Annotated in this window: 15 protein-coding genes; 2 read left to right on the top strand and 13 right to left on the bottom strand. The window is 53.7% G+C overall.

Translation table 11 applies throughout. The features are described 5' to 3' along the window. Positions 1 to 21 precede the first annotated feature (21 nt). The 13 genes from MKY59_RS05840 to MKY59_RS05780 all read right to left on the bottom strand — a co-directional run bounded on the left by MKY59_RS05840 (position 22) and on the right by MKY59_RS05780 (position 13,737). Positions 22 to 1,818, bottom strand: coding sequence for a hypothetical protein (locus MKY59_RS05840; protein WP_339276522.1), 1,797 nt, complete (start codon positions 1,816 to 1,818; stop codon positions 22 to 24). A 188-nt stretch (positions 1,819 to 2,006) separates the two neighbouring features. After that, positions 2,007 to 2,441, bottom strand: a complete 435-nt coding sequence (locus MKY59_RS05835; RefSeq protein ID WP_339276520.1) for a hypothetical protein — start codon at positions 2,439 to 2,441, stop codon at positions 2,007 to 2,009. Between the two features lie 138 nt (positions 2,442 to 2,579). Then, positions 2,580 to 2,987: a phage tail tube protein gene (locus MKY59_RS05830; protein WP_236415328.1), complete on the bottom strand. Its 408-nt coding sequence runs from the start codon at positions 2,985 to 2,987 to the stop codon at positions 2,580 to 2,582. Positions 2,988 to 3,315: 328 nt separating this feature from the next. Continuing rightward, positions 3,316 to 4,779: a phage tail sheath subtilisin-like domain-containing protein gene (locus MKY59_RS05825; protein WP_339276518.1), complete on the bottom strand. Its 1,464-nt coding sequence runs from the start codon at positions 4,777 to 4,779 to the stop codon at positions 3,316 to 3,318. Continuing rightward, positions 4,779 to 4,979: a hypothetical protein gene (locus tag MKY59_RS05820; RefSeq protein WP_339276516.1), complete on the bottom strand. Its 201-nt coding sequence runs from the start codon at positions 4,977 to 4,979 to the stop codon at positions 4,779 to 4,781. The genes MKY59_RS05825 and MKY59_RS05820 overlap by 1 nt, the downstream gene beginning before the upstream one ends. Positions 4,980 to 5,064: 85 nt before the next feature. Further along, the gene (locus MKY59_RS05815; protein WP_339276514.1) at positions 5,065 to 6,000 is read right to left on the bottom strand and encodes a hypothetical protein; all 936 of its coding nucleotides are present in this window, start codon (positions 5,998 to 6,000) and stop codon (positions 5,065 to 5,067) included. A gap of 391 nt (positions 6,001 to 6,391) precedes the next feature. Further along, positions 6,392 to 8,242, bottom strand: a complete 1,851-nt coding sequence (locus MKY59_RS05810; protein ID WP_339276512.1) for a DUF4127 family protein — start codon at positions 8,240 to 8,242, stop codon at positions 6,392 to 6,394. Between the two features lie 476 nt (positions 8,243 to 8,718). Beyond that, entirely contained in the window at positions 8,719 to 9,393 is a 675-nt protein-coding gene (locus MKY59_RS05805) for a VOC family protein (RefSeq protein ID WP_236415336.1), read from the bottom strand. 32 nt (positions 9,394 to 9,425) lie between these two features. After that, complete coding sequence (locus tag MKY59_RS05800; RefSeq protein ID WP_339276509.1) at positions 9,426 to 9,878, bottom strand: VOC family protein; 453 nt, start codon at positions 9,876 to 9,878, stop codon at positions 9,426 to 9,428. 68 nt (positions 9,879 to 9,946) lie between these two features. Further along, positions 9,947 to 10,513, bottom strand: coding sequence for an NADPH-dependent FMN reductase (locus tag MKY59_RS05795; protein ID WP_339276507.1), 567 nt, complete (start codon positions 10,511 to 10,513; stop codon positions 9,947 to 9,949). Positions 10,514 to 10,744: 231 nt separating this feature from the next. Further along, a complete protein-coding gene (locus MKY59_RS05790) occupies positions 10,745 to 11,473 on the bottom strand; it encodes a response regulator transcription factor (protein ID WP_339276505.1) in 729 nt (242 codons plus the stop codon). Beyond that, a complete protein-coding gene (locus tag MKY59_RS05785) occupies positions 11,470 to 13,161 on the bottom strand; it encodes a GAF domain-containing sensor histidine kinase (protein WP_339276504.1) in 1,692 nt (563 codons plus the stop codon). Before MKY59_RS05785 ends, MKY59_RS05790 begins: the two co-directional genes overlap by 4 nt. Before the next feature lie 93 nt (positions 13,162 to 13,254). After that, on the bottom strand, positions 13,255 to 13,737 hold the full coding sequence (locus MKY59_RS05780; RefSeq protein WP_339276502.1) for an ArpU family phage packaging/lysis transcriptional regulator: 483 nt from the start codon (positions 13,735 to 13,737) through the stop codon (positions 13,255 to 13,257). Between the two features lie 380 nt (positions 13,738 to 14,117). On the opposite strand from MKY59_RS05780, the gene MKY59_RS05775 reads away from it, so the two are divergent. Both MKY59_RS05775 and MKY59_RS05770 read left to right on the top strand, forming a co-directional pair. Continuing rightward, the gene (locus MKY59_RS05775) at positions 14,118 to 14,564 is read left to right on the top strand and encodes an XRE family transcriptional regulator (protein ID WP_236415405.1); all 447 of its coding nucleotides are present in this window, start codon (positions 14,118 to 14,120) and stop codon (positions 14,562 to 14,564) included. A gap of 42 nt (positions 14,565 to 14,606) precedes the next feature. Then, on the top strand, positions 14,607 to 15,023 hold the full coding sequence (locus MKY59_RS05770) for an ImmA/IrrE family metallo-endopeptidase (protein WP_236415347.1): 417 nt from the start codon (positions 14,607 to 14,609) through the stop codon (positions 15,021 to 15,023). Positions 15,024 to 15,044 lie beyond the last annotated feature (21 nt).

Here is a 15,044-nt window from a genome sequence, read left to right as displayed (position 1 = left end):
CATGATTGACCTCCTTCCACTTTAAGCCATCACCGTTGATCGGCGATTTTCCATGGCACGGCGCAATTCATTCGAGAGGCGTCCCCCGATCTGAAGGGCGAGGGCATCGTAATCGATCGCGTTTTCGCGCACCGTCACTTGCACCGCTCCCGCAGGCACGTTGACAGAGACTTGGTTGGTGACCTCAGTTTTGAAATCGGTGAGGTAACCAGCCAGACTGCTCATCTGTTCCTCGGAAATTTGCACGGTCATCGTGGATGGTGTGCCGTTGCCCGCGGCCTGTGCTTGCGCACCTGCACCTGCACCTGTACCCATGCCCATGGCCTGCATTTGCATCAGGTTCGGTCCAGCGAGTGCCGCCGCCGTTGGGCCGCCGCCCATGCCGGACAAGTAGGCTTTCGGACCGGTTATCGAAAGAGCTTCTGGTATATATGGCGGAGCTGGCATTGGCTGTGAAGGTACGGAAGCGGGGGGCGTCACCGCAGGAGCTTCTTCTTTCTTAGAGCCGCCAAAGAACTCGGTGATTCCGCCGAAGATGTTCTTCGTCTTTTCGGCCACAAAATCAGCCGCGCCGGACAAAGCATTTCCCACGCCTTCGGTTGCACTGGACATGAAGTTTCCGATGTCTTTCGCCTTATCTCCGATCCAGCCGCCGACTTCACTGCCAGCCCAGCCCCCAACCGCACCGCCAACCCAGGTTCCAATGCCTGGCAGCAATACACTTCCGATCGCGCTGCCGATCGCTGTTCCTGCCGTACCACCGATCATGGAGCCGACGGCACGTCCACGCTCTTCGGGGGGAGCGGTGGCAATATTGGCCACGCTGGCGACCATGGTAAGCGGACCTAGCATTTTTCCTGCACCTTTAGCGAGACCATTGCTTATTTTGGAGAACATGCCGTTCCCAGACATCATATCCAGCGGTGAGCCTGACATAATGCCGGAAGTAAGTCCAGATATTCCTTTGCCTATTTTTAGCGATTTATCATTTTGTCGTCGAAAATCTCTAACTGCATCATCCATCATTTTATCAGTAGTCTTTGTAATGATCGTTTTCTTTTCACCAGCATCTGTCCTAACAGTCACTTTATTATTTTGTTGTCGAGCTTGTTCTGATCGGCCACCCTTGTTGCTGGCATTACGACCCGAACTATTCCCTCCTGTTGGCTTTCCTCCCCTTCCCCCTTTTGAACGGTTCTTGATTGAACCGACTAAAGAGCCGCCACCACAACAACAGTTGCAGTTAGATCCATTTTTATCATTTTTTGAAAATAATTTTTTCAAACCGCCCCCCCACTTTATTATTAAGTCAGTAGCATTGTTCAAAGGACTAAGGACGGCGTTATTGGCATTTGTAGTCCAGTCCATCCATCCTGGATTTGAACTACCTGAACTACTTGGAGCACTGGTAGTTGTACTCATAGCATTATTAAAAGTTGTATGATTAATTATGCTGTTACCCATTTTGCCCATTTCCACTTCAACCTTTTGCTTTACGTCAACCAACACCGTTCCGGATGCCTTCACCATCTGTCCGCGCACACTGTTCAGCTTCGCAAGCGCACGATCTAATGCCGGACTTAGTTCATCGATTAAACCGATCTTCGGCATAATCCGTAACCTGCTCAATCGTACCGCCGTGCTATAAATGCTCTCCAAACGTCGCCCAGTTGTCCGCAACTCGTTGTTGGTCTTGATCAAACTCTGATATCGCGTTCGGCCCAACCGATCCGTGGAACGCTGAATTTGGTCGAGATAACGAATCGTCGTTCGCATCTGCGCATTCGATTGGGACAAACCAATAATCGTTTCTGCCATTCGTTCACCTCCTGACATATCGTTGTTCCTCTATCGATTGGCCGTCGCGGCCAAAGCGTTCATCTCCTCTTCACTAAAAGCGAGCAGCAATGAACGCTCTCCTCTTGGCAGTGCCCAGAACTCTCCGGGACGCAAATGATGGCGCACCCACATATGATACAGATACGTCGTCATTCCGCCGGAGTGAATCAGTTTTTTAGGTCTTCAATCTCCACGCCGAAGCCGGACAGCTCCAGTACCTTGTCGCCGACCGCATCCAATTCGCCTGCCAGCAGCATGCGGCGAACCGCCTGCTCCCCGCCGGACAGCTTCATGCGTCCAGTGATGCGGCTGTCTCCCCAGCCGGACAATTCCAGGCTGCGTACCTGCAGCTTGACCGTCGCTTCCGAGATCAGCAGCGCGTTGAATGTCTCCGTGTCTACTTTTTCCTCGGTACGGCCTTTGACCGTTTTGCGGATCGTGCAGCGTTCGCGGATCTGATCGACCTTCGAGGACGTCAGGCCGCGCAGGGTCAGCAGCAGATCCAGGCGCTGAATGCGCACGTTTTCCTCCGGCAGCCGTTCGGCTGCTTCAAACAGCTGGTCCAAAATCTGTTCTTCCGACAAATGTTCGTTTACGCTCATGGTTGTTAGCTCCTTTTTTTGACTGTGTATAAATTCAATGCTTCAACTTGATCCATTCACCAGCACACTTTCTCATCTCTTACACATGGTCAATGAAAGGGCCGGGAAACGTCCCAGCCCATTCACATTCCGCTCGAATTATCTGGCTACAATCGGATCAAGCAGATCGAATCCTTCAAAGGTAAAACCGGTCTCCTCCGGCACTTCCTCGCCGGCCGTCCAGTTGGCCAACTGGATTTTGTCGACCATGCAGCCTTTCAGCAGCACCCGCTCATGACCATAGGACTCGGGATCGTTCAGCGAGGAAATAATTTCGAATTTGGTAAAACCGCGCACGATCATGTCCGATGTCACTTTGTAACCGGTCATGGTGCCGGTGCCTTTTTTGGCGCCGTTTTTGTGCACCTTCCAGTCGTTGCCGACCAGGTTCAGCTCGCGCTTCTCGATCTCCACGCTGGCCTCCAGTTTGTTGATATTGGTCTGCCACACGCCATCGATATGCAGCTGACCGTGGGTACCGAGAATAACTCTTGATGCATCCAACATGTAAAATTCCTCCTTGGTTATATGTTGAGGTTCCACACCTCTTCGTTGATTCATTTGTGTAGTTCTAACGAACCGTAGACACCTTATTTGGAGATAAATCACGCATGCCACAATGTAACGAACCTCAGCCACGCTATTCGGGCCGGAAACAAGCAACAACGCCCGTTTTCGGGCAAATAAGACGTCTGAGGTTCGTTAAAGTGCCAACCACATCGATTTGGAGCCAATAACGTGCTTCAGGTTCGTTAAAAATTCGACTGCTCCATCTAGTTCCCTCGGCGATCAGTCTCGTGGTATAAGGTTCGCCACGCCCTAATCCCAACGCCAATTACTGCACATAAAATGTGCCAAACAACTGCTCCATCACATCGGTCAGTTTCACATTCCACTGGAGGTACACCTGATCCGCCTCCGGTTTGAATACCGGGGAGTCGCCGTAATATGTCGGGTCGAGCACGACATCGTAACCGGACGCTTCGATCACATTGCTTTGCGCCAATAGCCCCAGGTAGGACTTCATGGCCGAAATCAGCGCCAAGCGTCCTTCCTCGGTATTGTTCACTTTGCCGATGTAGCTGTCTTCCGCGGAACGCTGCAAATCCGTGTTAATCGCATCCATCACGCGGATCGAACGGATTTTTTTCCAGGCATTGTTTTGACCCGACTCAGGCGTAACCAGCGTGTTCACACCGCGAAGCGCCTTCACTTGACGGCCGTCATGGATGAAAATGAACACCCCGTTCTGCACGGCCTGCTCCTGCTCGGCACGCGTCCATTTGCGCGTCACATCATCAAACGGAGTCGCGGCATACGTCGTCGATTCGTTCAAACGCTGCCCGGCGATCAGACCCGCCACGTACGCAGAGGTTTGCGCCGAACTGTAATCAACGTCGCCCAAACGTACGCCCGTCCCCACGTTAATGACGCCTTCATGGTTCAGCGTGAGGGAGCGCGCTGCCGCCTTTTGCGCCGCGCTCGCCGAAGTATCGTCCGCGGAAGAACCGCCAAACACGGCCATCACCGGTTTGCCTTCGCTGCGCACACGTTTCACCCACGCTGCAAAGCTCGCCAATAAAGACGCATCCGCCGCATGATCCAGGGCGAGCACATCGAACGTTTGTCCCTCCAGCGCCGCTTGCAAAGCAATGTAATCCGCATTGGCAATACTTTCGTTGCCGCTCACACCGCCATTGAAAGCAGCTCCCGACACCGTCGCTACCGTGCCCGTTCCATTGCCTACCGCCTGTGCGGTAATCCACAGATTGCTCTCATCCGCATTGATCTGCTCGGCCAGCGCCGCGGCCGAAATGTCTGCCGTCAGCAAGGCATACAGCATTTTGTTGCCCTCAAACAGACGCACCTCATGCTTCGTGTTGTCGATGACGCCCGGCTGAATCGTCACGTAGAAACCGTTGGCGCGATCGCCCGGATATTTGGCAGCCAGCTGCAGCACGTCCGCATCGCTGCCATCCTTCAGCACCAAGCTTGCCGCCTTCGCCGTTTCCCCGGTTACGCGGTATGCCAATAACTTCTTCGGCCCGCCCAACAATGCCAGCTTCAAGGACGCATAGGCCGTCCCGTTATCCAAGGCGTTTGCCGCGAAAATCTGTCCGATCGCCGCCTCGCTGCCCACTTCCACAAACGTGCCTGCCGGGCCCCAGTTCGCCTTGACCGGAACAACGACGGTCCCCCGCGATCCGGCCTGAATGGCCGATGCCGCTGCCGCCTGAAAATTCATATACAAGCCCGGAAGTACCGGACGATTCGTTTGCTCCCAAGTTCCGCCTGCCATTATCCGTTCACCTTCGCTTTCATAAATTGATCGATGCTTTCCTGAACCTCTTGAATGGAAAATGTTTGCTGCGCCGCTTCAAACAGCGCACCATGCAGCACCTCAGCCTTGACGGCAAAGAGGGCTTCCGCATGATTCATCAGTTCCGCCCGCGTATACTTCGGGGCTGCCTGCGCATTTTTTTTGACCGTGCCTGCCATGGGCATCTCACCTCGTTATCCAAAAGTTTTATTGCGTGCCTGATCCGCTGCGCATTCATGAAGCTGAAGTCCCTCGCCACCGGGACTATTCCAGCACGCGTTTGTGATGAATTGCCTGCATCAGCGGTGCATCTGCCACAGATCGGCGAATGCGCTGCTGGAGCGTCAACCGGATCTGGCCGTTCAGGTAGGCATCTGCCTGCAGGTCTGCGGAGACTTCATCCACAGTCGCGTACCGCTTATCACCCGCAATGGACAAAGGAATGCGCGCCTGTACGCCAAGCTGCTCCACCAGCCGGGTAACGGCAAGCCGAGTCTCTTCTTCCCCCGATGCCACGACGTGGCCGATCCATTGCTTGCGCAGTTCCAGTGCATTCGTCCCTGACGCAGACGTGCTGCTTCCAGCCAGCCGCCACAAAACGGTTTGGTTCTCGTAGCCTCGCGGCCATACATCCGCATACACCGCCCAATCCTTGCCAAGCTCTTTGCTCGTCCAATCCAGCATCGCCTGCATCCACGGATCAGACGGAATAGCCGGAGCGTGATCGGCCGGTTCCGGCACGTAAACGGCGAAGCGCAAGCTGCGCGTAATCATGCCGGAGGCCTGATCGATACGGTCGCATTCCCGCGAGCCGACATAGATGCAGGTGAACGCGCCGCCCTCGTCATCCTCAAGCCGTGCCTGATGTAAAGCTGCGATCAGCTGCGCTGACCAAGCCTCCACCTGTTCCGCGCCTCCGTCTTCCGAACGGGCATAAGGGTAAACGTGGATGATACGCCGATAACCCGCCCAGGCCGACTTCGGCACCTCCTCGGCAAAAGCAACCACCGCGCAAGGTCCGCTTAACACTTCTCCCGGGGCCGGGATATCCCCGACACGACCGTTCCAGGCAGGAATCTCCTCCGCGAGTCTGCGCTTGAGGGTTTGCCTGATTCGTGCGCTCAACGAGCCGACGTTTCCCGTATCCATGGATCCCGGGTTGCCTGCTGTATATGCTTCATCGCTCATACTGTATTGCATGTCTGCATGCGTTTTCTCCCCTTTCGGCTGCCGATTTGGCTTAATCCCCATTGCGCAGCAACAAGGGGCATTGGAGGCTCACTCCTTGCATTGGTTTGGTACCGGATCAACAGTTAGGCAACCTCACCGCATGAAAAAGACCAGCCGCCGGCTGGTCCTCATACTTAGCGTATATGCTTTCGGTGGTGCCCGTTTGCTATTGATCCGATAATACAATCTTACACCGTTCCGTTCCTAGCGCGGATGGTGTTCCGTCCGACTTCCGTGCGGATTCGGCAGGCGGATCGGCGGAAAAAAGACGACGCTTTGCGGAAGGGGAAAATCGATATTATGATCAACCAAAAAAAAGAACCCGTCTCCCGCAGTACTGCGGAAAACAAGGTTCTTGGGTTTACTTCAGCTTGGCCTGAGGGCTTAACGTAATTTCGAACGCACGCCACCAGATAAAATCCGGATTGTCGTATGCCAGCTCCGTGCGGAGATATTCCGCATAAAAAGCGTCGCCATGGCAAATTCGGAAGATGGCCTTACTTCCGGCGGCAAAGGCCGGCTTGGCTCCGAGCGCTGCCGTGTGCGTCTGCATCAGGTCGCGCAGCAGCCGCTGCAAATACGCGTAGTCCTCAGCCGAATTGAACAGAAGCATGTTCTGGTCCGATAACGTCGCCACATTGGTGTACAGCGCATGCGCTCTGGAATAGGTCCGGATATCGGCGATGGCTACCGCCTTGTAATAGTAATCTTTTAGGAAACGTTTGAAGAGCAGGGACCCCTGCGCATCCATCGCTTTGGCCAGCGCCCGCGGATGCGACTCTGTGGTCAAAAAAGCGTATCGGGACTGTCCCATGCCCACGGCCATGCCGATTTTGTTGCCCGGCGTGTTCCATGCGCTGTAACCGAGCAGTTTCCCAGTATGCGGCGAATCCAGCAGCGCTTCGGCTACAGCCGGATTCGCCGGCCCCTTGCCCACGAAATCGATCACGAGGGTCGGTACACCCTTTTCGCCGTTCGAAGCAAGATGGGCCATGGCCTCTTGAATCCGATTTTCGGCCGTGATCGCAATAATCGAAAGATCGGGATACCGATGCTTCGCCGTTCCCGCGCTTTGGCCGGTCATCCGATCCAGTTCGCTGTCTACGCTGAATCCGTCCGTTTCGTTACCCGGATTACCGACTCCGCTCTCCCTGGTTACGCTTGCGGCGGCCGTTTCCGTTTCTGCCTCAACCTCGGGAGAAGCGGAGTCTGTCACCAGCTTGCCGCCGACAATGTCCACATGCCGGACCAAATTTTGATGCACGTCCATGTATTCATACGTGTTGATGATCGTGGAGCCGTGCGGCCCGTAATACGTGACGCCATAGGTTGTCTTCTTTCCCCTGCGATGAAGCTGGTTCGCCATGCGGGCGACAAGGGAATGCCCCAGTCCATCCGCGTCAGGCAAAATGATGGCGCGTTCCGGGTTTTGCCCGTCGATTCCGCCCAGCCATTCGTTAATGCGCTGCTCCACATAGCGGATTTCATTGATTTGCACACCCTGCGTGTTGGCGTCGTCTACGCCGACCGCTAGGAAATCGATATATCCCTCACGTGCCAAACGTTCCAGAATGTAACGATTGCTTTTGAATTTATGCTGTCTCGTGTTATAGTACCGGGATTTGTCAAAATAGGTCGTGTCCCCATACTCCACGCCGTCCGGCGACACGTTGTACCCTGCGATAATATCCTCGAACGCCGTGAACGCCTTGCGCGGCTGCTGCATTAAGGTGCGGGACTCATTATAGGCGTCCAACGTCAAACCATCCGCAAAGGACGTCGTCGCCAGCCGCATGATCGTATCCATCACGTAAACGGGCTTGCGCGGATAATTCTCCTTAATTTCCCGGATCACGTCCAGCAGCGCTGTCGTTTCTGCATCATAATCCGGGTAATTCGCCCCGCCGTGGTCGCGCAACTGACGACTGCCAATCAATCCGCCATAGGCCAGCATATCGGCAGAAATAACGAATCCGTCGGCCGCTGCCGCATGCTTTCGGATAAAATCGCGAATTTGGGACGGTTTGCCGTACGTCGGGGTCGATGTACCAAGCAGCATCGTTCCATCCACGCTTTTTTCCGAGTCCAGCCGATTTTCAATATCGTTCAGGTTCGGTGCAACGATATGGAGACCGGCTGCTTTTCCTTGCACGATGACGTCATCCAGATTTGCCGGACGATCATCGAGCGGAACATACACTACTGTTTTCATATCATGAAACCTCCTGTCTATATAAGTTGAACGAATGATTTCTACACGGAGCCACTACGTGGTCAGAACCATCTTCCGATCGCTGTTATCCCTAGATTTTTTTGATTCCCTTTGTTCAAGGGGAAAATCCGGTGATAAACCCATGCTTCCGATGCAGCTTTCTTTCAGAAAGCTTTTAAACGAACGCTTCGCTTCTCCAGATTCGTTCTGCCCTCTCCGTTATCGTGTAAAATGTATAGTTCAACTTATATAATCAATATTTTCTTCTATTACTACCCGAAAAGCTAAGGAATGCCTTCATCCCTGCCGATCGGATAAATCCATCTTACCTTTTTTCCGCGCTGGCGCTGCCGCTTTGACGCCTGAATTGTGCACGAATATCGTCGGGGGCAAGTCGGAAAAACGCAGGATTTTGCATAAAAAAAGGAGGACCCCTGCTTGACGAATCAAGCCGTGCCCTCCCTTTTCCACCTATTTTATTTTTCGATCGTCCGCTGTTCCTTCAGCTGCTGCCAGCTTCCCAGATGCATCGCGCCCACACCTCGAATGGTCACGGTCATTGGGAAAATTTGCGCCGGCTTATCGGAGAAGAACCAGATGCGTTCCTTTTTCACCACGATGAACAAACCATTGACGTCCCCGATCGGTGCGAAGGTATCGCTCCACTCACGCCAAGGCTCCAATCCCTGCCGACCGAGTTCAAGCACGGATTGGGATACGTCTTCGCTCACCAGCCCAATCTCGCATACGCTAACCAAATCCCCTGCCCCGAAGGCATGATCGCTTTCGTTCAGAACCGTATGATGCGCGATCAGCTCCAGAATATTGCCGGAAGGGTCCTCAAAGTACAGGGAATGGGAGTTCCAATTGACGGAATACGTTTCATCCCGGCCCTCGTGAACATTCAGCGTTGTACGCTCCGAGATCCAAGCCTTCGCCTCGCGGAAGCGGTTTGACGGAATCATCCAGGCGAAATGGTAAAACGGCTCATAGGCCGCCGGGCTTTCCACGAAAACCATGCGCGTCCATCCAATTTGCAGCGAAAACGAATCCGACGTAATCGTCACCGCCGGCAGGCCAAGCACGTTTTCGTAAAAATGCCGCATTTCTTTCATATGTGCCGTATATAACCGGACTTCTTCAATAATCATGCTGTCTCCTCCTCCTCGAATGTTGTAAAATATCAACGTCCGTGCATTCGCTCCCATTTTTTCCAGGGCACCATGCCCAGCTCGGGTTTGGCTTCGTCAGGCAGCATCGAGATGAATTCCAGCGAATGGCCGTCCGGGTCTGTAAAATATACCGATACGGCAGGCATCCAGCCGAATACGTAGAGATCGCCGATATCATCCTCCAGGAAGTTACGCGTTTTGATGCCCCGGCCTTCCAAATAATCGACTGCATGTTTCATGTCCTCGAGCGATACCTCAAACGCAAAATGCTGACGCAGCACCTCGGACGGGTCCTTCTGCCAAAGTCCCAGCATCGCCTTGCCTTTCCCGCCGATCCAATAAAAGCTTCTTCCCCGCTCGGGCTGCCCGTAGGCAAACGTCAATCCAACGACCTGCTCATAGAATCGATGGGACCTTTCCAAATCGGTTACGTTAAGATGGGTTTCAAAAATGCCTTTAATCATGGGATCCCTGCTTCCTCGTATAATTTTGTCATCAAGATCTTCGGTCAATTTGCGAGCTTTACCTTATATCATGGTTTCTGATCCGGATTCAGCGCCTGCGCAAGCTGCAGGAACGAACCGACGACGCGCTGCACACGTTCCTCAATGTCCGAACTTGCTTCGTATTCTTCATATCCGTCATAGGTCGCCTCAAATCGTCGCCGCTGCGAACCCCCGATCGAGATCCATTCCGGCGCATTAATGCCGTGCAGATTGCGGACGATGGCTTGCAGCTGCAATAAGGAGCTGACGCCTACCGCCCCGCCGGATGAACTGATGGACAGGACCGGTTTGCCGCTAAAATAGGACTGACCCAGATGATCAAGCGCGTTCTTGAGCACGCCGCTAATGCTGCCATGATACTCCGGCGTAGCCAAAATAACGGCTTTGGCTTCCAGCATGCGGCTTTTCAACTCGGCGACATGGGTGTTGTCCTCCATTTTTTCGTCCGGTGCGTAGAACGGAAGAGGTGTTTCGTACAAGTTAAACAGGACGGCATCATGCCCTTTTTCACGGATCAATTGAGCCGCATACTCCGCCAAACGCGTACTGGTTGCATGCTTTCGGTTGCTGCCGGTGATGACCAAAACGTTCATATCACTCACTCCTTCAAGTTCGAGGCAAATTGGATGTTTAAATCTCGGTTTTTTAGGTCTTTCATGTTGCTTTATGCCATTCTTTCTTCTTATTCTACAGTCAACAACGCTTTCGGATCGTCAGTATATGGATGTAACTTTCCACACAAAAAAACTCAACCTCTCGGTTGAGCTTGGAAAAATTCTACGACTTTGGTCGTAGTTTATTGCGGAATCTGCCCGCCTAACGCGTCAGTCCATCCACCCGTTGCGAACAGCCAGCACGGCAGCCTGCGTGCGGTCGGCCAGACCCAATTTGTCCAGCAGATGGCTGACATGGGTTTTTACCGTTTTTTCCGTAATGACCAGCCTGGCGGCGATGTCCCGGTTATTCATGCCCTGCGCGATCAATGCCAATACTTCGCGCTCGCGCCGGGTGAGAAGACTCAGGCCGTGATCGGCTTCTTTGCTATCCATCGCCGGTTTGGCCGGGAAATCCGCTGCTTCCTGAACGTTAGGCTGAACAGGCAGCGATCCCGCCCCGTTCATGGGCACCTCGGAAGAAGCGAGCATATGCATGATCTGTTCCGCTGCAGCCGGATGGAGCTCGACCTTGCCTGCATGCACGTTTCGTATGGCTGCGGCCAACTGCTCCGGCTCGATGTCTTTCAACAGGTACCCTTTCACCCCGGCTTGTACCGCAGGCACGACATGATCCTGATCCGAAAACGACGTAAGCACAATGATCCTGCTCTCCGGCACATCGGCCCGCAAACGGGCTGATGCTTCAATTCCGTTCAATCCAGGCATGTGCAAATCCATCAACACCACGTCCGGACGGAGCAGGCCCGCCTTCTCCAAGGCACCCAAACCATCTGCCGCTTCGCCAACCACTTCCATGTCAGGCTGCGTGGCCAGAAACAGGTACAGCCCCCGGCGCACCATTGTATGATCGTCCGCAAGCAATATTCGAATCTTCATCGATGTTCCTCCTGACTCAGGATCGGTTCGGGCGGAAGAGGAATGACCGCTTTCACCGAAGTTCCCTTGCGCGTCGAACTGGTCAGCTCCAATCGGCCGCCGAGCGACTCGGCCCGTTCCCGCATGATGGATAGACCCAGCGATCCCGGCGGTTGCCCGCCACGCTTTTTGGCCCCGCCGTTCCCCTTATCCTTAATCGTCAGCATCACCTGTTCCGCGTCCAGTTCCAGCCTAATGTCGACAGCACTTACTCCGGCGTGTTTGCGAACGTTATTCAGCGCCTCCTGGCCGATGCGCCATAACCCTTCCTCGATACTGCGCGGCATGGATCGCATACCGGTACAGCTGGCGCTCACAATCAGCCCCTGCCCTGTGCCATATTCGCGCAATGCCTCAAGCATCCCGCGCTCAAGCCCGGCTGGCCGGAGCTGCAAAATCAATGCCCGCATTTCCTTCAGCGCCTGCCTGGACAGAGAGCGGATATCTTGCATGGCGTCTCGGATGAGTACCCACTCAGGCGAGTCGGGCAGCATGCTCTCCGCCCCCTGTGCCGTCAGCGACAGCGAAAACAGCATCTGGTTGACCGAATCATGCAAATCCCTGGCCAGTCGGTTCCGTTCCTCCAGCCGAGCCAGCTCGCGCCGCTGTTCGGCCAGCTTCATTCCTTCCCATGCGGTTCCGATATGGTCCGCGAGCGCCTCCAATACCTCCAGGTCGGCCTGTACATCGTCATTCAGCGTATCTCTGCCGATCACCAGCAATCCCTTCTCCTCCGACGCTCCGTATGTAACAGGAGCAACCGCACCTGCTCTAAGTTCAGGCAATGCGGCCTCCAACGCACCGCCGGCTCCAATCGCGACAATCTCCTCTTGGCTTAGCACGGCTGAAGTCTCGCGTTCAAACATGCCGGGAAGCATATCCGCCTCCGATTCCAACAAAAGGCGTTTCCGCAGACGCATGCCTGAACCGCGAACATAATCGGCCTGGATGATAGAATCTTTGCTCTCCCGGACAAGAAAAAGGATCATGGGCCAATCGTAATATTTTCCGATCAGCCGGATGGCGGTTCCGGCCAGATTTTCCGATCCTGCGGCTTCGTTTACGACTTGTCCCATGGCATTGCCGAACTCGCCCAGCTTGGAATACAGGTCAGCCCTTCGCTGCTCTGCGCGATATAATCTCATCCGTTCCAGCGCGCTGCCGATCTGATAGGCCACCGCCTGCAGCAATGCGAGCTCGCTATCGCTGAAATGCGCCTTGCCCGGTGCAGCAACGTTCAGCAGTCCGAGCAGCTTTTCCCCCGATCTCAGCGGTATGGTCGCATGATGCGTGATGTCCTGCGTATCTCCCCATGCATGCAAGGCAGCCTTCTCCAGCCGTTTGCAATTCAGGATGTTGACGGCGTTGTCCAGGCGGCCGTCCCAAAATCGGTTAACGCACCAGCAGGTACCGCAGCGCATCGGTTCCCCGCCGCGATATTTAAGCGCAGGCGGCACATGTTCGTCAGAGATGCATTGGTAGCTGCCGCGCTCCCCGATGAGAAATACCCATCCGGCAGTCAATCCGGTCAATTCAAGCAGCTTGCCTACGACGGTATCCATCATCGCTCCAAGATCATTCGATGTGTTCAGCGTCTCGGCAATCGTCTTGAGCGTGTACATTTCCCTGATTCCGGCTTGTTCCGACATTCCGGCTTGCTCCCTCCTATCTCCCCGAGTAATCATTCAATTATTGTATACAATCGGCGGAGGTTATGGAAGTTTCCGCAGCACCGGCAGCGTTCAGCCGAGTTTTTTGCGTTCCGCACGGGATGAGGCCAGCGGATCCATGTTGATCAGGCCGCGGTCAGCCAGCGCGAGCGCCATTTTATAGAACGCACGCGTGCGGATTTTCGTATACGTATCTTTGCTTACGGGCGGATCGAACACGTGGTTGTACACCTTGTAATCAAAAACATCGTCATCCTTCATATATCTTTCGGTCACGAGAATTTGTTCCTTTTCGCTCAGCCTTGAAACAATCGTTTCGATCGTATCGCAGTATGCCTGCCTTGCCCGCCGCACGTCCACGTTATGGATCGCCGTTCGGGCCGTCGAATCGCCCGTAACATTGGTTGCGCCATGAAATCGAGCCGTATAACTGGCCGTCACCATCGCCTCGCGCTCCTCAAAAGCGACCGTTTTATAAATGCGGTATTTTTCCAAAGCCGCTTCCACCGCGGCCTGCGTTTTCCGTCGATCCAATTCAGGCAATGTCATTTCCATATTCGTTCCCTCCTAGTTAACCTCTCGAATTAGAGTTCTTCTGTTCCACCATGAATGCAACACCCAAATTCCGGCGATTTCATTGCCTTTTGGAACACGGCATAGGTCGCCCGTTCCGGTGAAATCGCACTACACAAACAGGGAAAAATAGCTTATAATTTACATTGTGTTCGCATATTGTTCGTATTTCTATTTGAGAATACCACTTTCTGGAGAGCAGAGTAAACCCTCATATCCGTTCATTTTGCAGACATAACTAAAGCCATTCTCTCGTTTTCTTTGCCTTTTGGCATCAAAATATCTTATTCCTTTACCTTAAGGTATTAAATGCGTTATATTATTTGCAACAAATGATTCCCTATATAAAAGGAGTGGCATGAATTGTGGAACACGCATTTGGTCCGTACCTTAAACATCTCCGGGAACAGCAAGGGTTCAGCATCAACCAACTCGCCGATGCCGCCGGCATTAGCAATTCGCAAATTTCACGAATCGAGAACGGCGTCCGGGGCGTTCCCAAACCTGCAACGATTCGCAAGCTCGCTGACGCGCTATCGGCATCCTACCCCGACATGATGCAAAGAGCAGGATATATCGAAGAAACAGGCTCTGTTCCCGGAATGGCCGATGCACCCGAGTGGGCAACCTACAAGGACCGCAGGGATTTCAAAAAGATGCTGGAAGAGGAAGATGATCTGATGTTCGACGGCATTCCGCTCGATGCCGAAGACAAAAAGCGAATCAAGGACGTGCTTACCGGGCTATTCTGGGAGGCCAAAAAAATGAACAAACGCAAGAAGCCAAACGAGCCGGACGATCGCCAATGAAGCACTGCACCCTATACCAAATCCTGCGGCAGGTGGTTTGATATGGATGACATCGTAAACAAGCTGATTCGAAAACACCGGACGAACTGCCCGTTCAGCATTGCCAGGGCCTTGGGCATACAGATTCGGTTCACCAATTTGGGAAAATCGACCAAAGGGCTCTACTTCCGAAAGCTGCGGCGCAGATTTATCGTCATACACAACGATTTGCCTCCGGAATGGCAGCGTTTCGTATGCGCCCATGAGCTGGGGCACGACCGTTTGCATAAGGGAATCAACCGCTTTTTCCTGGAGGAGCATTCTTACTTTGCTCCCGGCAAACTGGAGAGGCAAGCCAACCGGTTTGCCATCGCCTTGCTGACTTTTGGAACCACCCCCGAGCCGGATGAACCGCTCGAAAAATTTTGTCTGCGTACAGGCTTGCCCCGTGAAGCGCAGCATTTTTTTCACCCACATTAAGAACATACGGTCTCCATTTTC

Source organism: Paenibacillus sp. FSL W8-0426, from assembly GCF_037969725.1.
GTDB classification, from domain to species: domain Bacteria; phylum Bacillota; class Bacilli; order Paenibacillales; family Paenibacillaceae; genus Paenibacillus; species Paenibacillus hubeiensis.
This window is presented reverse-complemented; position numbering and strand designations above follow the sequence as displayed.